17 protein-coding genes are annotated in these 23,813 nt (G+C 38.3%); 11 read left to right on the forward strand and 6 right to left on the reverse strand.

Annotation, left to right across the window (positions count from 1 at the left end; all coding sequences use genetic code 11):
* Positions 1–318: 318 nt before the first annotated feature.
* Positions 319–1,965, reverse strand: coding sequence for a peptide chain release factor 3 (locus QZT26_RS07165; protein WP_197705220.1), 1,647 nt, complete (start codon positions 1,963–1,965; stop codon positions 319–321).
* Positions 1,966–2,502: 537 nt separating this feature from the next.
* Here QZT26_RS07165 and QZT26_RS07170 point away from each other — a divergent pair.
* Positions 2,503–3,207 (forward strand): HAD family hydrolase, encoded by a 705-nt coding sequence (locus QZT26_RS07170; RefSeq protein WP_164995386.1) that lies wholly within the window; start codon positions 2,503–2,505, stop codon positions 3,205–3,207.
* Between the two features lie 143 nt (positions 3,208–3,350).
* Here QZT26_RS07170 and QZT26_RS07175 read toward each other — a convergent pair whose 3' ends face one another.
* Positions 3,351–3,824: a 3-hydroxyacyl-ACP dehydratase FabZ family protein gene (locus QZT26_RS07175; protein ID WP_197705219.1), complete on the reverse strand. Its 474-nt coding sequence runs from the start codon at positions 3,822–3,824 to the stop codon at positions 3,351–3,353.
* Positions 3,825–4,188: 364 nt separating this feature from the next.
* Between QZT26_RS07175 and rplM the strand changes: the two genes are divergently transcribed.
* Both rplM and rpsI read left to right on the forward strand, forming a co-directional pair.
* On the forward strand, positions 4,189–4,623 hold the full coding sequence (gene rplM, locus QZT26_RS07180; RefSeq protein WP_099326118.1) for a 50S ribosomal protein L13: 435 nt from the start codon (positions 4,189–4,191) through the stop codon (positions 4,621–4,623).
* A 9-nt stretch (positions 4,624–4,632) separates the two neighbouring features.
* Positions 4,633–5,028, forward strand: a complete 396-nt coding sequence (gene rpsI, locus QZT26_RS07185; protein WP_099326117.1) for a 30S ribosomal protein S9 — start codon at positions 4,633–4,635, stop codon at positions 5,026–5,028.
* A gap of 178 nt (positions 5,029–5,206) precedes the next feature.
* Here the strand turns inward: rpsI and QZT26_RS07190 are convergent, their stop codons facing one another.
* A complete protein-coding gene (locus QZT26_RS07190; protein WP_099326116.1) occupies positions 5,207–6,139 on the reverse strand; it encodes an NAD-dependent epimerase/dehydratase family protein in 933 nt (310 codons plus the stop codon).
* Positions 6,140–6,385: 246 nt separating this feature from the next.
* Entirely contained in the window at positions 6,386–8,026 is a 1,641-nt protein-coding gene (locus QZT26_RS07195) for a HAMP domain-containing sensor histidine kinase (protein ID WP_099326115.1), read from the reverse strand.
* Positions 8,027–8,668: 642 nt separating this feature from the next.
* Between QZT26_RS07195 and QZT26_RS07200 the strand changes: the two genes are divergently transcribed.
* Positions 8,669–10,801 carry an HDOD domain-containing protein gene (locus QZT26_RS07200; protein WP_099326114.1) on the forward strand — a complete coding sequence of 711 codons (2,133 nt, stop codon included), beginning with the start codon at positions 8,669–8,671 and terminating at the stop codon, positions 10,799–10,801.
* Positions 10,802–11,026: 225 nt separating this feature from the next.
* Complete coding sequence (locus QZT26_RS07205; protein WP_164995388.1) at positions 11,027–13,237, forward strand: EAL domain-containing protein; 2,211 nt, start codon at positions 11,027–11,029, stop codon at positions 13,235–13,237.
* A 195-nt stretch (positions 13,238–13,432) separates the two neighbouring features.
* On the opposite strand, the gene QZT26_RS07210 is transcribed toward QZT26_RS07205, so the two are convergent.
* Both QZT26_RS07210 and QZT26_RS07215 read right to left on the reverse strand, forming a co-directional pair.
* Positions 13,433–13,765 (reverse strand): PilZ domain-containing protein, encoded by a 333-nt coding sequence (locus QZT26_RS07210; protein WP_099326112.1) that lies wholly within the window; start codon positions 13,763–13,765, stop codon positions 13,433–13,435.
* 273 nt (positions 13,766–14,038) lie between these two features.
* On the reverse strand, positions 14,039–15,556 hold the full coding sequence (locus QZT26_RS07215) for a sensor domain-containing diguanylate cyclase (RefSeq protein WP_295101411.1): 1,518 nt from the start codon (positions 15,554–15,556) through the stop codon (positions 14,039–14,041).
* Positions 15,557–16,803: 1,247 nt separating this feature from the next.
* Here QZT26_RS07215 and QZT26_RS07220 point away from each other — a divergent pair.
* The 6 genes from QZT26_RS07220 to QZT26_RS07245 all read left to right on the forward strand — a co-directional run bounded on the left by QZT26_RS07220 (position 16,804) and on the right by QZT26_RS07245 (position 23,723).
* Complete coding sequence (locus QZT26_RS07220; RefSeq protein ID WP_295101413.1) at positions 16,804–17,223, forward strand: hypothetical protein; 420 nt, start codon at positions 16,804–16,806, stop codon at positions 17,221–17,223.
* A gap of 253 nt (positions 17,224–17,476) precedes the next feature.
* Positions 17,477–18,925, forward strand: a complete 1,449-nt coding sequence (locus QZT26_RS07225) for a sugar transferase (protein ID WP_295101415.1) — start codon at positions 17,477–17,479, stop codon at positions 18,923–18,925.
* A gap of 326 nt (positions 18,926–19,251) precedes the next feature.
* On the forward strand, positions 19,252–19,884 hold the full coding sequence (locus tag QZT26_RS07230; protein WP_099326108.1) for a LuxR C-terminal-related transcriptional regulator: 633 nt from the start codon (positions 19,252–19,254) through the stop codon (positions 19,882–19,884).
* Positions 19,885–19,886: 2 nt separating this feature from the next.
* A complete protein-coding gene (locus tag QZT26_RS07235; RefSeq protein WP_099326107.1) occupies positions 19,887–20,495 on the forward strand; it encodes a helix-turn-helix transcriptional regulator in 609 nt (202 codons plus the stop codon).
* Positions 20,496–21,075: 580 nt separating this feature from the next.
* Complete coding sequence (locus QZT26_RS07240) at positions 21,076–22,779, forward strand: HD family phosphohydrolase (RefSeq protein WP_164995391.1); 1,704 nt, start codon at positions 21,076–21,078, stop codon at positions 22,777–22,779.
* Between the two features lie 44 nt (positions 22,780–22,823).
* Positions 22,824–23,723 (forward strand): flagellin, encoded by a 900-nt coding sequence (locus QZT26_RS07245; RefSeq protein WP_164995392.1) that lies wholly within the window; start codon positions 22,824–22,826, stop codon positions 23,721–23,723.
* Positions 23,724–23,813 lie beyond the last annotated feature (90 nt).

A 23,813-nucleotide genomic window follows, 5' to 3' on the forward strand; every position in this document is an offset into this window, starting at 1 on the left:
CTGCATTGCCTCTCCTTTTGGGTTAAGATGCTTTCTTGATAAAAAACATCTTACTCCCTTTGGGATGGCAATGCACCTTTTCTCTTACTAATCCTTACTTATTACCCACAGATTCTGCGGACGAGCCTTATATTTAAATACCTTGAAAGTCTTTATCAATCAAGTATTAATGATTGTATTTGGCTATTATGAAAATTCAAATATGAGAGAATCACCTTTCTACTCCATGTTGTAGTCACAAGGTACAATGGGGTACACCTCAAACCAAACGATGCTCATCGATTCGATGTACTTATACAGGCGTTAAAAAAAACCTTTTCATTTGGTTTTACCGGGTGAATCTAAAAGCCTTGTTGAAGGGTTCTTTTCCGAAAAATATTTTAATGACCACTCAGACGGGAAAAGAATAACCATCCGGCCTTGTTCATCCGTACCTAACGCAGCACCGTGCGGTAAAGACCGTTTTAAATCCGTATCGTTCAAAGGTGCATCCAGCCATCTGAGAACTTCCCACGGCATGGATTCTAATCTGGATTCAACCCCATATTCATCCTTGAGGCGATACTGCATAACTTCAAACTGCAAAGGCCCCACCGCCCCTAAAAGAGGGAGATTGCTCCCATGGTCCTGCAAATGAAACACCTGCACAATATCCTCGGCAAGAAGATGTTCCACGCCTTTGCGGAAAGATTTATAACTTGATGACAAAGAATTATGCAAAAAAGCGAAACACTCCGGAGCGAACCGCGGAATCTCCTCGAAAACAAGGTTTGGATCCGTGCTGATTGTGTCTCCGACACGAAAATCCGCTCTCGTTACAAAACCAATGATATCACCCGGATAAGCTTCCCAGGCTATTTCCCGGTTGCGTCCAAAAACACTATGGCAACCGGATAACCTTATTTCTTTTCCAAGTCGCACGTGGTGAATCATCATATCGCGATAGAATCTTCCGGAACAAACTCTTACAAAAACCATTCTATCCCTGTGCAGTGGGTTCATGTTCGTTTGGACTTTAAAAACAAACCCGGAAAAGTGAGGATTATCCAACGGTATCCAGCCACTTATTGCTTTTCTGGGAGAAGGACCAGCCGAATACTCAAGGAACCCTCTCAAAAGAAGCTCCACGCCAAAATTATTAGCCGCACTTCCAAAAAAAACCGGTGTCGTCATTCCATGGAGAACCGCATCCCGTTCAAAACCTCCGTGCGCATCATCCAGGAGCGCTATTTCTTCTACAACTTCGTTGTAGGTTTGCTCGCTTAGGAGGTCTTTTACCAAATGGTCACGAATATCCCGAATCGACACAGGCGCTTTATACTCCCCTGCCGGCACCCTTTCAAACAGATGTACTTCTTTCCTGAGCCTGTCATAAACACCTTTAAAATTCTGTCCGTTTCCCAATGGCCAGACAACAGGAAAGGCATGCAGGTTCAGCACTTTCTCCAATTGGTCTATCAACTCCAAAGGAGTCATTGACGGACGGTCAAGCTTGTTCATAAACGTAAAGATGGGAATGCCACGCTTTCTGCATATCTCGAAGAGTTTACGGGTTTGACTCTCGATCCCTTTTCCGGCATCGATGACCATAATTACTGCATCAACCGCCATTAATACGCGATACGTATCTTCCGAAAAATCTTTATGGCCCGGTGTATCAAGCAAATTCAGTCTGTAGTTCCCGTAATCAAACTGGAGAACAGTGGATGAAATAGAAATCCCTCGTTTTTTCTCAATATCCATCCAATCCGAGGCTGTATCACGCTGTTTTTTCTTTGCTGTAACAGAACCCGCCAGTTCTAAAGCTCCTCCATATAACAAAAGTTTCTCTGTTAACGTTGTTTTACCAGCGTCCGGATGCGAAATAATCGCAAATGTACGACGGCGCGATGCTTCCCGCGATATCTCTTCGCTCATACTTTTTAATTTAGTGTCCGTAATTACCGTTTGAGTTGAAATATCCATAATAATATAATATTATAATCAGGAATCTAATATCCGCTGTTTAAAAACGCTTTTTATCACTTTCAATACCTTTACTTACCTGACATAGTCGCCGGGATATTTGCAAATATCAATATGGAGATGGTCCACAATCGGCAAACTTTAAAACATAAAATCCTTTTTAGTTCTGAAAAACTAATTAAAAACCTTGTAATACTATGAGCTTTTTTTCAAAAAAACTAACGTATTACAAAACTTCTAAATATCGGGAATAAAAAGGAAACCACTGAATGCATGAGGTGCAGGTTGATTTTAAGGCAGAAGTTACAGGCGAGGACGGAATTTCTATTTTCTGCTCCAAATAAAATCCTTCATGTGGTGGAATTTTTTACAAACAAAGAACTGACAGGAATTTGTTTTTACATTTTTATAAGATTACAACAAAAATGAAGAAAATGGCAAGGTTTTTTTAATTCCTATCGTTGTATAGATATTTGATAAAATTTTACCGGTCATCGGGGAGCGGCCTATTTGGCGCAAGAGGCAGGCCATAAACACATGGAAAATGATCTATCAGGAATAAAGGCCGTTATTTTTGATCTTGACGATACGCTGTATGATTGCAGTGGCACATTAATCGTCAGGGGAAGACGGCAGGTTGCAAAAACTATCGCTAAATTAATAAGTTGTAGCGAAGAAGAAGCGTTCCGGTTACAAAATGATTTAGAGGAGAAACATGGAACAAAATGCAATGTTTATGACTACATTGTTGCAATGTATAATCTTCCACCTTCATGTGGCAAAAGGTTGTTAGATGAATATATATGCGTTGAAATATCTGATATTACATTGTTTCCAGGCGTAATAGAAACGCTTATTCAACTTAAAAAACAGAAATATATGTTATTCCTTGTTACATCGGGAGAAATGCTTGTCCAAAAAAACAAAATTAATGCGCTCGGATTGGGAAATAATTATTTTGATAAAATATTGATTGTAGAAAGGGATAGGGAAAAGAAAAAAAAAGATTATTTTAAGGAAATCATGCAACACGGTAATCTGCGAGCGGAAGAAATTATTTGTGTGGGGGACAAGATAGATGATGAAATCGCTGCCGGAAAAACTTTAGGCATGATTACGATTTTGTTCGAACATGGGAGGCATTATAGGACATTTTTACAGAATAAGGGTATGCAAATTAAACCGGATTACACCATAAAAAAGATAGCGGATGTTTTGGAATTAGTTCGCAGACCAGTATAATTTCTTTATTGTATTCTGGCCTGGGATTTTGCTAATAAATGTATTAAGAAATGGGAAATCGATTTTATTACAATGTGTTATTGTGGGCGAAAAGTTTTTCCACCACTCTCTCAAATGTGTCAACGATAGTATTTTGCCTTTGCCTATACGACCATTCCAATTATAACTCCTTCGAACACAAGTTTTCCGTTAACGACTCCCTGTGTATCAAAGATTGCCCTGCGTGGCCTTAATTCTTTATTCTTTGCAATAAGTATGAGGTTGTCACCCGGCACAACTTTCCCACGAAATTTTACATCATTTATCCCTCCAAAACCTAGGAAGCGGGCGTCTTTCGTTGTCTTCATATAATAATAGGAACATAATTGGGCGGCAGCTTCAAGCATCATCACACCAGGCATGAGTGGACGGTTTGGTATATGTCCTCTTATCCAAAATTCATTCATTGAAACAGTTTTGTAACCCACGATCAGTTTCTGTTCAGGGTCAAATTGCAAAATGCCGCTAAGCTGTTCCATTTCGTACCTGTGCGGAATTATGCTGCGTATTCCCTCTATATCTACGATAGTGTTGTTTAAATCCAGGGTATTTAAATTTATAAAAATATCATTTGGCACAGTAAAAAATCCTATTGAAAAATTGGTAACTGATACTACAATGAAAAACGTACGTACTTTATGTTAAATGCTATTGCTGGATAGGTCAAATGAAAATTAAATCAAAATGGCATTTTAAAATGCCATTGACATTTAAGGCAAAATTTGATAAACGTTTATAGTATCTTATCGCCACATATTGATGTTGAACTTCTGTGCTTTATCAGAGGCTAAACCAAGAACAGTGGTTTTCTGGTTTACCGGAGGGTATAACATTTGAAAATATAAGGGATTTTATCAATTAAGTTGCATTTTTAATTTATAAAGAGGCGCCTTATACCGATAAGGCGTTTTTTATTTTTGAAATATTCAGGGATACAAAGCAATGAAAACTTATATGGCAAAAAAAGAAGAGGTGAAGCGGGATTGGTATATTGTTGATGCTGAGGATAAGGTGCTTGGCAGAATCTTAACAACGATATCCCGAGTATTGCAAGGTAAACATAAACCGGAATACACGCCTTACATTGATGTAGGAGACTTTGTTATTATTACAAATGCAAGTAAGGTGAAGCTTACCGGGAAAAAAATGCAGGAAAAAATTCATTATTATGTGACTGGATATCAGGGTGGATTGAGAAAACGCATGGTGGGAAATACGCTTAAAACAACACCGGAAAAAATACTGAATCGCTCCATAAGGCTAATGCTGCCAAAAACAAGATTGGGAAAATCAATGCTGAAAAAAGTAAAAATATATAAAGATGCAAATCACCCGCATCAGGCTCAACAACCAAAAGAGTTAACAATTAGAAATTAAGGGAGAAATATGGTTACAGAACAGTATGTATGGGGAACAGGAAGGCGCAAGACTTCAGTTGCCAGCGTTAGAATAAAAAAAGGCACAGGTAAAGTAACTGTGAACAAGCGTGATATTAATGAATATTTTCCTGTTGACCGCCATAAAGGGGTAGTTTTGAACCCATTTAAGGCCACTAAAACACTTGGTGGATATGATGTGCTGGTAAATGTAAGGGGAGGCGGGATAAGTGGCCAGGCAGGGGCGGTATGTATGGGTATTGCACGCGCAATGACAAAGATTGACTCTGCCCTGGCAGATGACTTACGTGAAAATGGCCTTTTGACGCGTGACAGCAGGATGAAAGAGCGCAAAAAGTATGGTCGAAAGGGTGCAAGGAAGAGTTTCCAGTGGACGAAACGATAATATCCCATTATACAGGTTGTTTTTAATAAAAAACAACCTGTTAGCAAGAGATATTTCTGCATGGCAAAATATCTTTTTGGAGATAGCTCCTTTTATAAAAGACGGGGAATTGCTGTACCATTAATTATTATAAATCTTTCGTAGTATATCACTGGGTATGGATGTCATACCCAGATAATTAAGCGTTCTTTAATTGCTTATAGTAATTAGTGGATAGTTTTATCCCCTCTTTAAAATTGATTTTTGGCATCCAATGAAGCATTTTTATTGCCTTAGTGCTATCAAGGCATATACGTTCTATTTCTCCATTCCGTTTATTTCCGAAAATAGGCTCTATTTTTGAATTTAAGGCATCCCGAATAGCCTGAAAAACAGCCAAATCGGGAATTTCCAGCCCCCATCCTAAATTAAAGATTTCGCCATTCCCTTCTTTTTCCAATGCTTTAAGATTTGCCTCAATAATATCTGCTACAAAAACATAGTCCCTCGTTTTACTGCCATCCCCAAAAATTGTTGGGCGTTTATTATTTAAAATATGTTCGCTGAAAATAGCTACAACGCCTGCTTCTCCATACGGTGATTGTCTTGGACCGTAAACATTTGGGTATCTAAGAATAGTGAAGTCCATATGGTATAATTTGTTAAAAACGGACAAATAATGTTCTACCGTATGCTTGCTTACTCCGTATTGGGAAAGAGGTTCAATGGGTGATTCCTCCGTTACAGGCATGCGCTTCGGTTCTCCATAGACTGCCCCTCCCGTAGAAGCATAAATAAATTTCTTTACCTGGTATTTCATCGATAATTGACAAAGATTCAGTGACCCGAGTATGTTTATATTTGCATCGTAAGCCGGCATTTCTACCGATTTACGTACATCAGCATGCGCAGCATGGTGATTTACTACATCAGGCCTTTCCTTGTCGAAGATGTCTGCCAAGGCAGCGACATTACAAATATCCATTTTGTAAAACCGCGCCTTGGGATTAATGTTTTCTTCTCTTCCCGTGGAAAGATTATCAACAATTACTACGTCGTGCCCTTTGGCAATTAAGTTGTCCACTAAATGAGAAGCGATAAAGCCTGCGCCTCCCGTGACAAGTATTTTCATTAATCCTCCCTAGCCCTCTTTATGCTGCAGAAAAGTAAACAGCGTATTATGCACATTTTTATAATATACTCAAGATGCTTAAAAGATGAATTACAAATTATGAACGGTTTAAGTATAGATACAGAGAACATGTTCGTCAAGCAAAGTATGTTATTTAAACAAAGTCTGTTCTGCTTCTATGAGAAAGAGTTTCGGGGTAATTTGGAAGCACATAGATATCAGATGAAGAATCCCTGCTAAAGGGGTTTACACATCAGCACGCAAGGGTATTGTAAATGAAAATGCGGTGCCTTTGTTTGGTTCGCTTTCTGCATGGATAGAGCCTCCATGATATTCAACGATCTGTTTGCATATCGGGAGGCCCAGACCGGTGCCGCCAGGTTTATTGGTAAGCGTATCACCCACTTGTTTGAATTTGTCAAAGATTTTTTCAAGATTTTCAGGTGCAATCCCCACGCCAGTGTCCATTACGGTAACCTGGATTTTATTGTCTGTTTGTTTTGCATAGCATGAGATGGCGCCTTTGTCGGTAAATTTTATTGCATTGGAAATTAGGTTTATCACGACTTGTATAAACCTGTTTTTATCCCCGTAAAAATCGGGTATATTTTTTTCAATATCAACATTCAGCGCAAGGCCTTTTTGTTCTATAAGGGCAGTGGTTGCCGCTGTAGCATTCATAATTACTTCTGTTACCGAAGTCTGATGCCTTTTCCATTCAATTTTGCCTGCTTCAATCTTCGCCAGGTCAAGCACGTCATTAATCAAATTTGTTAACCTCTCTCCTTCCGAGAGTATGATGTTAATATTTTCCTTTATCTGTTGTATAGCCTTTTGTGATTTTATTGCGTTCGTTTCTATTTGCGGAAAGATGAAGGTATCTAATCGTTTTTTAATAATGTTCGTGAATCCAATGATTGCCGTGAGCGGGGTTCTGAGTTCATGTGATACGGTAGATAAGAATCCTGATTTTGCTTTATCGAGATCTTGTAATTTTTGATTAGCATCCTTGAGTTCCCGTGTTCTGTCTTCAACTTTTTGTTGCAGGGTGTGACTGTACTCTTCCAGTTTTTCGTACGAAGCCTTCAGGTTATTTGACATTTCAATAAATGATGCTGCAAGTATGCCAATTTCATCTTTTGAAGTAATTTTTAGATTTAAAGCGGCAGTAAAATTGCCATTAGCCAATAAACGGGCGGATTCTGTCAATTTCACAATAGGTTTAGAGAGTCTGGTTGATAATATATAAACAATTATTACACCAATTACAACGAATAGAATTGAGGTAAGGACAGACCGAAGAACCATTTCCTCTATTTTCTTTCGTATTTCATTCCTTGAATTTAATATTTCGTTGTTGAGGGTATTCAGGGAAAAGCCGAGGCGCAGCGTTCCCCATTGTTCGGTACTTACGCTTATTGGAATAATGATTTCCATGAACGAAGTAGTATTTCTTGAAAATTCATAGATAGTTGGGTTCCTCCGGCTTGCCGCAAATAAATCTTCCTCCCCTGAAAGTTTTTCCTGCTGTAATTCAGGATGTAATGTATGGGTGTACACCATACAGGAGGAATCCATCAGAATAATGTAATCCAACTCCTGGTATTCATGTACTGTTTTGTTTAGTATTTCAGCAGCATTGGAGAAGTTATACGACGCAATATTGTTTTCCGTTTGTCTTGCCAGATTGTCTGATAAGATTTTTCCTTTCTCTACAAGATTATTTTTCATCAGCTCGATTCTGCGTCCAAATTCTTTTTTCAGGACTATTTTTTGAGTGGAAATCTGAATAAAGGTTAAAACGGTCAACAAGCCGACAATCAAGCTTATCATTGTTATAAGCAATTTTATGCGTATACTATTTTTCGTGGAATGATTTTTCTTCATATGACAGCACTCTTTATATGATTAAAAAGTACAGGTAGTATTAAAGTATTAAATTTATTGTATTGGTAACTATTTAGTTTTTTGAAAAAGCAAAAAACGCTCTTTCTCAGTTTCCGTCCTGGGAACTAAATTGCATTGGAAGATCTAGCTTCCATTTAACAAAAGTTATCCTGTTCAAACTTCGTAAGTGGTTAATCTTTTTCGAAAAATAGATTTATTTGACTATATTATCCCTATTTTTCCCATGCGTGTAAACTGATAAATACGTCTTGTATATAATCTGGTATCAAATCAATTCGTCCGGAACTGTCTCGACGTGAAAAACTCTTCAAACGTCTGTATCTCCGAATAATCCTGCCGTTGAATGCATTTGCACAAACTGATATATATGCTCCTTGGCGTACCAAATACCACAGAGGTAGGAGAAATCTTTCTCTTTTTTATCATCTTCTTTGTGCTTTTCGCCTGTCTGTGCGTCGCACGCAGACAAGTACCTTTGTGTGAAAAAAGGATTTTCAGGTGAAAATTCCTATACAATTAAAGTAAAACAGAAAATGCTTGCAATTTTATTCAGTTTTGCTTTAATACCCACCAAGTCTAAATGCAGAAACACTTTCTGATATTTTTTAACGACAATTGCAAATGCCGCTGACCATCGATCAAGCATCGCAAAATATTTTGAATGAATTGCATGGATTTACCCCCCCATCGCTTCCACAAAGTTTGTTGCAACTTCTCCATGCCTGCTATAAAAACGATACCTCATTTCAAGAGATTGCAGAACTTATCCGCAGAGAAGCCGCTCTCTGCACTCAGGTAATCAGTCTTGCCAATTCGGCTTTTTACGGGCGCCGAAGAGGAATAACCAGCATCGACAATGCCCTGGTGGCGCTTGGCGTAGAAACGCTGAAGACGATTGCTATGACAACAGCAGTACATCAATTTTTCTCAGGTTTTAATGCTGAAAAGACCTCCTTTCTTAAAACATTCTGGCACCGTTCACTTACCGGTGCGTTGCTTGCCAAGTCTCTTTCTGTATTAACCGGATACAACTATCCAGATGAAGCCTATCTGGCAGGCCTTCTACATAATGTAGGCCAACTCGTCTTAATAAGTTGTTATCCGGAAAGATATGTGGAGATTGCCCACCGTGCGAAGGGCGATGACGATCTTGTAATTATAGAGAAAAAGGATATGGGGATTACTCACGGCGAAGTGGGTTTTTGGCTTGTGAATGGCTGGAATCTGGAGAATTTTGCTGCAGATGCGATCCTCTATCATCACGAACCTGCGCATTCAATTTTAGATGCACATCACCTTGTAAAAATAGTTAATTTGGCCAGCGTACTTAGCAGCGAAAATGACACAAACCGGCAATTAACGATTGAAACTGCAGACTATCTGTTCGGGCTGACAGCTCCTATGGTGAGGGAAATTACCGGTAGCGCCGAAAGAGAAGTGCAGCTCATCGCAAATTCAATGGATATTGTTGCCGGAAAGAATACCCACGCAGGAAAGATTGAAGACTCAGATCAAAACAAACATGCCCAACTTGCGAAAGAAGTAAAGCATATCAGCCTCATAAATTCTGCGAAAAATCAGCTCCTGCAGGCAAGAAGCACAGCAGATTTGCTGGAACACATCAGGGTTGCCATTAAGCTTTTGTTTGGACTGGATAATTGTCATATATTTCTTTACGATGCACCCGCAAATACCTTAAAAGCCAACCTTACCGGAAACGGCAATGAGTTTGTTAAAAGGCCGGATAAACTTTTAATCGCTGTTGAATCCGGCAGAAGCCTGGTTGCAAACGCCTTGTTACAAAACCGCATAACTTCGTCTTTCACTGAAAGTGCCTCCAAACTGAGTATTATCGACCGGCAACTGATACGACTATCACACTCTGACGGAATAGTATGCCTGCCGTTAGTTGCAGACGATGAATTCATAGGAGCGTTAGTTATCGGCGCAGATAAAAACTATCAAACTCGCCATAATGATCAACAGCGGCTATTGGAGCTTTTTGCGGCGGAGACAGGACTCTTTATCAAAAAGTTTGAATCAAATATTTCAGGGAAAAAATCCGCCTCAAATACCGAATCCCATGAATTGTCAAAAAAGATAAGAGAAATAATACACGAAGCCAGTAACCCTTTATGTATTGTTAAAATCTATTTGGAAATGTTAGGGCATAAACTGAGAAGTAATTCGAATATTCAAAAAGAGCTGCAGATTATAAAAGAAGAAATTGACCGGGCAGGTAAAATTCTTTTGCGGTTTTCTGACGTTAATTCCGGCACGGTTGAAAATGGAGGTATCGATGTAAACACATTGATTAGTGATACCTTTCTCATTTTTAAACAATCCTTATTCATCACCAATAACATTGAGTATCAACTTGACCTTGATACATCAATGCTGCCTCTTCAAACAAATGGGACTGCCCTGAAACAAGTAATGATAAACCTCCTGAAAAACGCTGTAGAAACCATGCAGAAAGGCGGACAAATCCACGCATCTACAAGAGACAATGTTACTATAGACGGCAAGCCTTTCGTCGAAATAATAATAAAGGACAACGGACCTGGCATACCGGAACATATCCTTCAGAGCCTCTTTACGCCCGTGCATAGTACAAAGGGGGGAAACCATTCCGGACTTGGACTTAGCATTGTAAAAAATCTGGTTTCTTCCATGAATGGTTCTATTAACTGCCAGAGTTCAAAGGCAGGGACTGCATTTACAATTTACCTGCCAGGACGGACGGTAACATAAAAACACAGGAGGCAGATATTGCATGAAAATTACTGCTGACACAGGAAAAACTCACCTTCTTAAAAAGCAGATAGAAAACATGTTGTTCTTCTGTTAAAGGTATTTGATAAAAGGCCCGGCATGCTATGGTATCTAACTTTCAGTATGCAGACAGACAGACGGCTATATCACACGGAACTATGCCCCGTTTACAGAAGGCAACCGTAATTTAACAAGGTATATCCTATGAATCCACCGCCAATATATCAAAATTTAACTGCAGGAAATGACTTTCACGATATCCATATCCTGGTAGTAGATGATGACCCCGGAATGCTGGAAAGTGTTAAACAGCTTTTGGAAATCCACCGATATTGCGTCACCACTATCAAAGGAGGGTCTCAGGCCTGCCGGGCACTCTCGGCAACATCATACGACCTCTTATTGCTGGACCTTAACCTTAACGGCATATCCGGCTATGACGTCATGAATTTTATGAATGACCATTCAATTAAAACGCCTGTCATTGTAATCAGCGGAAATACCTCGTTTGCTTCCGTCAGCAAGGCAATACAAAGGGGAGCTTTGGATTACATAAAAAAACCATACGACCCTGAAGAGCTGCTAGTGAAAATTAAAAATACCACCACCAAAATACAGAGGGAAGTGCTAAACATAAAAATGCAGCGTCATCTGAAGAAATCCGAGGTGCTTCACAGATATATTGTCAATAATTCTCCGGACATAATCTGTACGATCGATCACGAAGGACGGGTCATGTTTATAAATACTAAAATTGAAAATTTTTTAGGATATAAGCCGCAGGAACTGATAGGCAAACTATACTCCGAAATTGTCAGCCCGGAAGACGTTGAGAGGTTAAATGTATTTGTGAAAGAAAAAATAAGGCGTGGCTCTGGAAATTATCCGTCCGATAAAATAGAGGTTTGCCTTGTACCAAAAGAGAATTATTTTAAAAGCCGTTATTTCGAGCTTACGCTATTTCCTGTTGAATTAAATTTGCTTGGATTCCAGCCAAAAAACGGAAATATTTCAGGCGATAAATTATTTGGCGTCTACGCAATCGCTCATGATATTACAGAAAGAAAAGAGGCGAAAGAATACATACACTTTCAAGCCTGTCACGATTTATTAACTAAATTGCCAAATAGGACATCTTTTGAAAAAAGGGGCCGTCTGGCCATAAGCAAGGCAAGGCAAAATGATTGTATTGTAGCGGTCTTGTTTCTCGACCTGGACAGATTCAAAATAATTAATGATTCACTTGGTCATGCAGTGGGAGATCAGTTGCTTCAATCGGTAACGCAGAGATTGGAATCCTGTCTGCGAAAATGTGATATTTTATCCCGTTTTGGCGCGGACGAATTCATGCTGCTGCTTCCGGAAATAAACGCCCCTGAAAATGCCCGCCAGGTGGCGTTAAAAATTACTGATATAATGCATACACCTTTTGTCATTGGTGATCAGGAGATTTTTGGCGACGTCAGCATCGGTATTTCTTTTTTTCCGGAACATGGTGAAACAATTGAACAGCTTATTCAAAATGCGGAAATCGCCATGTATCAGGCAAAATGCCGGGGAAAAAAGGGGATTCAGTTCTTTGATAAAGGAATGAAGACTTCCGGCCCTCACCGTTTAGCGATGGAAAGGGATTTGAGACGGGCTTTGAAAAACAATGAATTTGAAATTGTTTATCAACCTCAAATAACAATCAATACCGGAAAGGTAATTGGTTTTGAGGCACTTGTTCGATGGAATCATCCCGAAAAAGGGAAAATCCGCCCTAGCGAGTTTATTCCTGTTGCCGAAGAAACAAGGCTAATAGAGGATTTAGGCGAATGGGTTCTTCACCACGCATGTTGTGAAGTCAGAGAGTGGATTAAAAAAGGCCATGATACCATTCGCCTGTCTATTAATATTTCTCCCCTGCAGATTGAAAACCCCCATTTTGTTGAAAATTTCGTGCATATGCTTGGCATATGCCAATTTCCTGGGAAAAATATGGAAATCGAACTGACGGAAAGTATATTAATGACCGATCTGGAACATATGGCACAAATACTGAATCATCTTCATAAACACTCGATAACAGTTGCTATAGATGATTTTGGGATTGGATATTCATCATTATCGTACATACAAAAACTCCCCATTCATACCCTTAAAATTGACCAATCATTTATGCAGAGCATCCAAAATGAAACAGATGAATCCTGCCTGGTTAATGCCATAATCGCTATGGGAAAAGGACTCCATTTGTGCACCGTCGCTGAAGGGGTAGAAACCATGACTCAAATTAAATACTTACAGAATCAAGGCTGCGATGCTGTTCAGGGGTATTATTTTGGGGAACCACGGTCGGGAGAAAAATGTCTTCGTTTTCTGGAAGAAACCACCCTCATTACCACAACAGCGTGTTTCGTGAAAGCTTTGTAGTACCCTAACCTAACATGGACAAGCCAGAATCAAACAAGCACGAAATATGAAAGATGCGTTCGCTCTTTCTCGTTCCAAAACTCTCAGGCCGGGTCAAATGCAAAATTGCACTGATAGGCTATGTACGGGAAAAAGCATATAAGAAAAATGTTTTCGATACTTTATTTTGCTTTAAGCCGGGCAATTATTAAGTTCTTAAGCAAAAATATAGCGTTTAAGTATATCTTTACTTTGGTCATTTATTAAACCGTTATAATAAATTGCCAAAAAACATATTCCGGCGGAGTATGTTTCCCTAACGATTAATCCGTGTGATTTTATTAAGTACGTTTCATTATTGATTGGAATAAAAAGGTCAAAATTGAGTATCTTGTCAGGCAAGTAATTGTAACGTGCTATTGTTTTACAGCATATACCGCTGAGACTAAGATTTATCACCTCTGCTTTAAAGAGGGTATCATCAAAATAAAGCTCCAACCGAGTATTTGAATCGATTCTTTTATATTTTCTTTTTTCAAATGATATCATTATAGCCTTACGCCTAAAAAACAATGCCACGCATGGTGCGCTCTATGGACAATAATAAAGGCACCTTCTCAATAAGTTGAGGTTTTATAATGATTTCTATTGTCCTCTGTCCACAATCTGCAATTTGCCAACTGTACAGTATTCCCAATTAATAAAGGGAGTAAGGGGCAAGGAGGGTTGTTTACCGCAACTTATTGAGAAGTAACTAATACAGTGTTACAATATATATTATCTACTTTTTATCATATATAATAAATACCCTCTTTGGGGTGGTTATTTATTATTCGTTAATAAGGAGAAAATATATTTCCAATTGTTATGCCCATCTACTATCTCAGCGTCTATTTCGTATCTGTTTTTATGAATTATCTTTTCGTGGGCAATTCTGATTGAGAAGATCGCAGGCAGGTAAACTTCAGAATCAACAACAACCCGGCAGGTAAATATTTCGTCTAATTTAGGTTTGAAATCAAGATCCCCTTTGAATCCTCCCTTGCCGATATCGCCAATTACACAAATTCTCCAGTCATCTTCCATTACTTTGATTTCAAAACATTGTATATTATTAACTCCTTTATCAACCCTCAACAATGTTTTAAATCTGCTAATCCGCCTGTTTACATTTTTGTACAGGAGAAGATTAACCTCTTCTTTGCTTAGCAATGAGCTATGTTTAGTTTTTTTTACGTTCTGATGAAAAGGCTGATCGTCTAATGTATTATTTATGACTCTGTTACGGCCGCATGATTTGCCAATATAAAGATATTTATCCGCGACGGATAAAATCTGTTTTACAGAATTTCCATCCTCCGGATAGCCGGCAACACCTGCAGTTATTGTCACACACTCAACTTTCCCTTCAGCGACTTCTAACGACAAAATCCTTTTTACCACGTCCCTGAGTTTATCAATAACGAGGGTGGCGCTATTCTTGTCCATGCCTGGCAAAAGTATCGCAAATTCTTCCCCGCCATATCTGCTCACAATATCACTATATCTTACATTTGATTTCAGGATATATGCTAATTTTTTAAGAATTTCATCTCCAAACAAATGCCCGTAGGTATCGTTATAGTATTTAAAGTGATCTATATCAATCATAGCGATTGAAAAATGTAGGTTATGGCGTATTGCTTTACTATGTTCGAGATGACAACTGTCAAAAAAAAATTTTCTTTGGTAAAGCATGGTAAGATCGTCGTACATTGCGCCTTTTTCAGCTTTTTCGTATAGCTCAATCCTCTCAATGGTATTAGCAATATTCAATGCCACCGTAATAAATAATTCCATATCTTCTTCGGTAAATGCATTTATTTCTTTCTTGTGTATGTTTAATAATCCAAGCATTCGATTATTTTTAGAGCGCAATGGCAAAGATAAAAACGATCCGATATTCTCCAGTTTTCCTTTATAAAAAAACTGGTCTTTTTTCTTGCTTATGTCATTTAATAAAAAGGGTTTCCCCGTCTGGGCAGCAATGCATGTATATTCCTCCCCCTTTTTAAAGGTGACGTCTTTCACCGCTTCAAAAATATCACTTCCCGTTTTAAATATCGTCAATTCATCGTTGTCCCCGTTATTTAACATGAAACAGAAGTCATCAATACAAAGATTATTCTTCAAAAAAATGGCCGTATATTCAAATAGTTCTTCAATTTTTATTGATAAATTCAGGTTCTCATTTAACAAGTAAAGCAAATAAAGCGAAAACGCACCTTCTCTGGTGCTGTTCTCAATATTCTTATTAGAGCTATACTTACCGTTATGGTGTTTGTTTATGTTTAATAACATTTTTATGGTATACGATAAATATTGTTACTGTCCGCAAATCCTAAAAATAAAAGCCCGCGGTTCTTAATATTGCATAATGTAAGGGTATTCGCAAATTTCATACCCCGCAAAATTACTTTTCGAAAAAAAGGGTAGCACTATTTAAAATATCGCATACGAATTGTGCTTATATAGTAATAGTATATGTTGAAACTTACACGAGCAAATGGCCGCCCCTGCTCGTTCAGGTCAGGTCAGATTTATAATACTACGCTCTTTTCAATCAGGGAATAATTAAGAAGGCATTGTATGCTGCCGTTAACAAAACAAACGGATTGCGTAAAAAAAGCTTCATGCGGTGAACCGTTTAATGCAATATTTGCGAGTGATACTGTTTCTCTGGAAATCCTTGCAACCAGCTTAATTGCCGGGAACCCCTTACAAACAAAAACGAGTGCAAGCAATAAGAGATGCGTAAAACGATGCACGGCACAATCGGAAAAAGACATAACCATTTGGCATAGACGGAATTACGTAAAACATTATTATTGTTGCAATTTTTGCGTAAACCATAGTGTTCTTTACCGCTGTTCACCAAAGAAGTTGTAATTTATCCTCTTTCCTGAATCATAATAAATTCTTATTCCTCTTCTTAAAAATTGCGCAAAGTATTTCACGTTGGGGTTCCTTTTTAATAGCTTAAATTCAGACATTCCATTACACAAACAATGATCCCGAATGGCTTAATTCTCTGTGAATACTAGCGGGGAAGATGTTTTTGGGAGACATAATGCAATGGCAACAAATGGTCTTTTCCGTTTTTAAAAAAGAGGAAAAACAGCCTCTTAATATTCTATTGAGACCGCATTTACGCCCTATTAAACAGCAACATCCAGTTTGTTTTGGCACGTTAATTGTGTATAGATAAATGCGGCCGTTATTTAATGCCTGCGCCGTATGTCACGATTCGGGCGTTTGGGTTAAATATGCCTTCTCAAAAAAAACACAGCGAAATTTTATGGCCATTGTGTTGATGCTGGCTAAAAATTAAAAATGTTAAAATCCAATTAATAGATGATAGAGCCACATATTGACACGGTCTGAAAACGGATAGAAAAGTGGTTTATGGAAAGAGAGGTATTTATAGGAGGTACAAAGCGGATTACCTCCCATCATCCCCTCCTTCGCAAGAGGGAATAAAGGGAAGGGTGTGATTCAAGGTAAGTTATGTACACACTTAGGTATCGATAATTAAAGAGGGGAATAATATGGCGGTATCAGATGAATTGTATGACATGGTTAAGTTTTTTGAAATCAATAGACATCAGGAGATGAGAAAAGGGAATTTATATAATCCCGCAAATTTGTGGTGCATGTGGATAAGAAAGGATTTGCAAACATGGAAGAAGTTTGTTGTGTGGTATCTCCGAGACTCTCTGGAAATATTAGAAAAAAGCGGCGGCAATTTTTGGGATTACTTTACCTCTCATAAAAATAATATACAAGAATTTGCAAATGAATGGGTAGTTGATGAAGAAAGGAATAGTTTTTATCGATTTTGCATTAACAAAATGAAAAACAATGACTTATCGTCTAAAACCTATCGCTATAAACATCATAGCCTCGACCAAAAAGATTTTAACCATGAAGCACAGCTAGCATACGAAGAATGTATGCAAAAACTGTAAGATAAATGAGATATTCCCGGAGGGTTCAGATTCCAAACCTGGATCCGCGGAGAGACAGGTTTTAGGCCTATCTCTTTTTCCAATATAGCGCGAAACACCATTTCGCGCGTGACGATGCAATCGCTTCGTCCTGCAACTTTGAAACTCCTATACTATTAAATTGTTAACGTTTTTACCGGGGAGTACAATCGTTGCATTATAAATATGAACTATTCATACACTTTTTTTGTAAGGATAACGGCAGGAAATTCATATGTTAAAAGAATATCACCTATTTTTCAGAAGGCTGATGATTTGTTTCGATTTGTTTATCGTCACAATATCTTTTTTCCTGTCCCCGTTTTTATTCAGCGACTACGGCGATGTTATTCAGCAGTTTGGCAGCTATTTCATACTATTGCCTGCGCTGTTGAGCGTGTGGGGGATATTTCTGCATAATTTTGGCATGTATGAATCTTTCAGAACAAAGAACATTACCGAAGTGATCTTCCCCGTAATAGAAACAGCTTTAGTGGGAGGAGGTCTTTTGGGAAGCTTTGTGTTCCTTGCAAAGATTCAAACGATAGGCAGTGAGCATTTGTTTTACTCTTTTTTCATGGCGACTATATTATTATGCGGCGAAAAGGTTTCGCTTTTATTTTTTATGCAGTATCAGCGTAAAAATGGCTTTAACACGAGAAACGTTTTAATTGTTGGTACTGGTAAAAGGGCGCAGCATTTTATAAACACCATCGGAAAAAATGTGGAATGGGGTATTAATGTTATCGGTCTTATTGATAACGATGCGGCAAAAAAGAATACTGTGGTATGCGGAAATAAAGTAATTGGCGCCGTTAAAGATATCCCTGCAATAATTCATAAAACTGTTGTAGATGAAGTCATGTTTGTTGTTCCCAGGTCATGGTTAAACACGGTGGAAGAAATGATTCGGTACTTGTGCGATATAGAGGGGCTAAAGGTGAGTGTGGCAGTGGATTTGTTTACGCTTAATTTGGCAAGGACAAAGTATAGCCATGTAACCCCGGATACCCTCGGTAAGACCAGGAGTTATCTGTCGGAATTTCCTTTGCTTGTTTTTGAAAGCGCTCCGGACAAACTATTGCAGCTTTTTATTAAACGTCTTATGGACATAATCTTTTCCGGAATAGCGATTGTCTCGTTATTTCCCGTGTTTCTCATTACAACAATTGCAATAAAAACTACGTCAAACGGTCCTTTATTTTTTACACAGAAGAGATGCAGTTTAAACGGAAGAGTATTTAAATTGTACAAGTTCAGGACAATGGTTGCAGATGCTGAAGCAAAACGGGGGGCGCTGTTAAAGAACAATGAAATGCAAGGGCCTGTCTTTAAGATGTCGAATGATCCGCGTGTGACAAAAATCGGAAAGTTTTTGCGCAAGTATAGTATAGATGAATTCCCGCAATTTTGGAATGTATTGAAAGGCGATATGAGTTTGGTAGGGCCTCGCCCACCCATTCCAAAGGAAGTGGATGAATATGAACCATGGCATAGAAGACGGCTGAGCATGAGACCGGGGTTAACCTGCATATGGCAAGTGTCAGGAAGAAATAAAATTACCAATTTTGATGAATGGATGCGGTTGGATTTGGAATATATTGACAAATGGTCAGTCTGGCTGGATTTTAAAATACTTTTTGGAACAGTGCCTGCGGTATTAGCAGGTTCCGGGGCTAAATGAACAAGTAGCGCAATAGTAGAAAGAAAACCAATTTAACTTAACAACTTTGGTTTTTTGAAAAATTCCAATAACAGCGCTGCTTGGCGCATAGTGTAGGGGCGAAGCATTTGCTATAAACGGTGCTCGTTCCTCACTTGATATCTAAGCCCACTAAATTCTCATGTAGTGCGACGAACCTCATCGCACTACAAATGACAATTTTCCAGTTTCAAAAAACTGAAGCGTTACAATTGATTTGAAATTCTAAACGAGCACTTCTTTCGTACTTCGTGCTTGTATTATTCTGGTTTGTCCAGGTTTGGAGGGTTTCTTACAGGAGAAGCAACATGAATAAAACATGTCATTATGATTATAATAATTTCGCACATGGCAAGGCATTTATCTTTTACCGGCAAGGATATGATAAATATGCCTCAAAGGTATTTTATAGTCCGGCGGCAATAGACATTTTGCTGCGATCAAATCTGGTTGGGACAAAAGGAAAAGCAGCTGCACCTGATATATCGTTATTTTGTGATAAATGGAAAAAATTGCTGGATAGAAAATTTGAAGAAATCGGAAATGAATCAGAAAAGAAGACCGAACCAACTTACTTTATCGATCTCATTAAGAGCCAGAAAAGAAGGTATGCCGTGCGCGGAACAACACTTTCAGATTCAGCACAGAATATAAATCAGGCGGAATGGCCCCATTTGTTCATATTGGACAGGACGCATTCCGACCATGCGCATATCGCCCAAAGCTTCCGCAAATGGCATCTGAACAGAAGGGAACAGGAAATCGTTCAATTACTGCTTGATGACCACAGCAATAAAGAGATCGCTCTCAATCTTAATTTAAGCTACAACACCATTAAAGGATATTTGAGACTTCTTATGCGAAAGCTTGATGTAAATAGCAGGGCAGGGATTATATCAAGGCTGCTCTATATTAACAATCTTAACGTTAATTATTCTTAAGCATGGACAGTGCATTTGGTTTTTATTCCAAAGACGTGATTAAAAATGCTGCGTTTATTTTCTATATTCCAGGAAATGAAAAATCGGCTCTGGATGTATTTTATAGCCCTATGGCTTTCGATATTCTGATGCGCACACATACTGTAAGGAAGAAAGAAAGAGAAGCTGTTTCTGATATATCATCATTTTGTGACAAATGGAAAAAATTGCTGGATAAAAAATTCGAAGGAATCGGGAGTGCCTTCAAAGAACGGTCGGAGCAGGTCTACTTTATTGATGTAATAAAGAGCCAGAAAAGATTTTATGCTGTTCGGGGGATTGTACTTTCAGATTCGCCACAGAAAATAAATCAGGCGGAGTGTCCCCATTTGTTTATATTAGACAGAACGCATTCCGACCATACGCATATCGCAAAAAACTTCCGCAAATGGCAGCTGAACAGACGGGAACAGGAAATCGTACAATTGCTGCTTGGCGACCACAGCAATAAAGAGATCGCTCTCTATCTTAATTTGAGCTGTAATACCATTAAAGGATATTTAAAGCTTCTTATGCGAAAGCTTGACGTTAATAGCCGGACAGGAATCATATCAAAACTGCTGATGGAGTAGCAGCATCAATATAATCTTTTGAAAGACGCATTTAAATTAAAGGGCGGCACTAAAACTTTTTTTATATTCCATATCGGTGCGCATATTCAAACAATCACGGACAAACGAAGTTTGTCCTTACCACCGTGAAAAGTGCATAGATAAAATGAAATTTTTATACAATTAAATTATTCCTGCTACCTCTGGGTGATTTCAGATTTGCAACCAGAACCACACGTGTCATATTTTTAATCCCCTAATAATATCACTTCGTCTTACTCATCTTCATCCTTTCATCAAAATTAAAGCAAAAAAACGTTATTTGGTTTAAAAAACACACAGAATATATTTCCTAAAAAGCGGAAATATTTACATCATCCCCTCTCAAATGTAGAAATTATTAACATTTCACCGCAAATTCCGTAGCGCTATAAATTCACCTATTTAATTTATTTTGAATAACTTATAAAAACCAATACTTCCCATTCATTTTTATAAATCACATTTGGCATATACCTTGCGAGAGTAACAAAACAGATGAAATTGTTCTCGAAGAATTACCCAATTTAAATCCTAATCGGTGAGGGAAAACAATATGACAATGAATACGCTAAAAATGCCTGTTTATATCAAGCGATATGCAGAATCTTCCAAAGATTTAAATACAGAGATACAGAAAGAGCTTAAAAATGTACAGGAATCATTATCTGATATTAAAAGGCTTACCAGTTTATCTCATTTACTGCGTTACCCCGACGCCATAGGCATAAGAAACAATGATTCTATTGCAAACATCAAGGACTTGAATGTTAAAGAGGTCGGCCACGCATTAATTTCACAAATAGAGGTAGATAGACTTTTCCCCCTGATGAATAATCTTACAATAAGCGGCACAGGAAGCGCAACCGGCATTATCGTTTTGATCAATAGCAATAATGAACTATTGCTAAAGGCTTCAGAAGGCATTGCTAATCATATCGCAAGCAATAAATCGTTCAGGATAAATGACAACATCCTCAAATGGATAATAAAAAATGGAAATCCACTTATTGTAAATGATATTAACAAAGATCCCCGTTTTAAACAGGATCAATCTGATTGGATTCTCGGCAAAACAATTCTTTACGTTCCTATTAAAGTGAAAGAGAAGGTTGTGGGAATTGTAAGCGTAAGCAATAAAAAGTCCGGAGATGTTTATGGAGCAGCTGATGTAAGATTTTTGGAAACTATTGCAACCTATGCTGCTATCGCCATTGGAAATTCTCATTTATCAGAACGCTTAAAAAACGGAAACGCGCTAGAACAACTTACATTAAATTATTATGATGAAAAAAACAGATATCTTCCCGCAACGTTAAGAAGTATTAAATCTGGCGCTTTTGCAGGGTGTGATTTATATTTACAAACAATTGTAAATAATGAAGCCAAGCATTTGCTTTACTGTAAAGGTTTTAAATTGTTGGAAGACGAACGGAAAGAATCCTTCGTAAAGAAAAATATTAACAGAATATACGTCGCAAAAAATGGCACGGAACAATACCTTCGATATATGGAAACAAACATGGATCGGTTTGTTCGTGACGAAACAGTATCATTACAAGAAAGAGCGCGTATGCTCTATGATATTGCGTCAAATATAATAAAAGACGCCTACAAAAACATTGACATTAATGTCATTATTGAAAGAGTCCGGGATTGGACAACGACACTATTAGACTTTGTATTAGTAAATCAGGATAAGCATGCACATTTAATAAAAGTGCTAAAATACAATGGAAAAGTATTTAACCATTCCGCAAATATGGCCATACTCGGCATACTATTTGGCCATTATTTAGGCTACTCAAAGAAAGAACTGGCAATATTGGGCACGGGCATATTGCTTCACGATATTGGCGCCACATGCCTAAGCACTAACACTATCGAAGAAGAAACCCCTGAAAAACTATCAAAACAAGAAAAGGAAACCTATAAGAAACATGCAGAATTTGGATTCTTTCTCTTGTCAAAAAATACTCTTGTCCCAGAAGAAGCTTGTCTTATCGCAAGACAACATCATGAACAATTAAATGGGAAGGGCTATCCGGAAGGCATAATTGGAGAAAAAATCCACCCTTATAGCCGCATAACTCACCTCCTTGACGAATACGAACGACAAATGTCCACTGATTCAAAATACGAACAAAACCCAGCATTTAAAGTACTGCAGCATATGGTAGGAAAGATGGACGGGAGTCTTGATAATGATATATTAAAAAAATTTATAAGTTTTCTTAATACAAGCATAAATGCAATTTCTATATAAACAATAAATAGTCAATTTATTACATTTAACAAGGAGGTTGTAAAATGAGTAGGATTAATACAAATATCGGCGCTTTAAACGCATTGAAATCATTAAATGATGTTAACACCCGCCTCTCTGTATCTCAATTAAGATTGGCTACCGGTAAGAGAATTAACTCTGCCGCAGATGATGCAGCAGGATTTTCGATTGCCAAAAAATTTAATGCCCGTTCACAGGGACTTGGCCAGGCCCTTTCAAACATAGGATCTGCCAAAAATCTGATGGCTGTTGCTGAAGGCCATTTAAACAATATTCTTGATATTCTGACACAGATGAAGACAAAGGCAACACAGGCGGCAGATGATTCGTTAGGGAGCGCAGAGCGTAATGCCATAAAAGCGGAATTGAACCAGTTGGCAGTCCAAATTGATCTTGAGGTTGCCCAGGCAACATGGAACTCAAATTCAATATTTGGCGGAGCGAATGCAACATCCGGGTCCGCAAGCAACGTGCAGTTCAAATTCCAGATTGGCGCCGGTTCAAGCGGCACCAATGACGTGTTGTCGTTTGACTTGTTAGCAAATACCAATGTAAGCTTTGACAGTGGGGCTACTGATAAAAACTATACTGCAAGTGGATTGAATGTAAGTATCGCTACAACATCGGTAGCATCAAACGCTTCTGCACGCGCATTGATGAGCAATATAGACACCGCCATTGAAGATGTATCAGAGGCATTGAGCTACATTGGTTCGGTGGTAAACAGGCTGACGTATCAGGAAACCAGTTTAACGGTAGCAAGAACAAATACCGATGCTGCAAGAAGCAGGATTGAGGATGCAGATATGGCATATGAACAATTAGAAGCCACCAAGCTACAGATATTGCAACAAACTGCCAGCGCTATGCTTGCACAAGCAAATACCAGCCCTCAGATAATAATGCAGCTATTTCAGGGTTAAAACATTTTATTATGTCAGAAAAAAACAAAAAGGCCGTTTTATATTAATAAAACGGTTTTTTTATCTTGAAAATATACACCATTACGTTTT

The sequence above is a fragment of the uncultured Candidatus Kuenenia sp. genome (assembly GCF_900696675.1).
In the GTDB taxonomy this organism is placed as follows: Bacteria; Planctomycetota; Brocadiia; order Brocadiales; family Brocadiaceae; genus Kuenenia; species Kuenenia stuttgartiensis_A.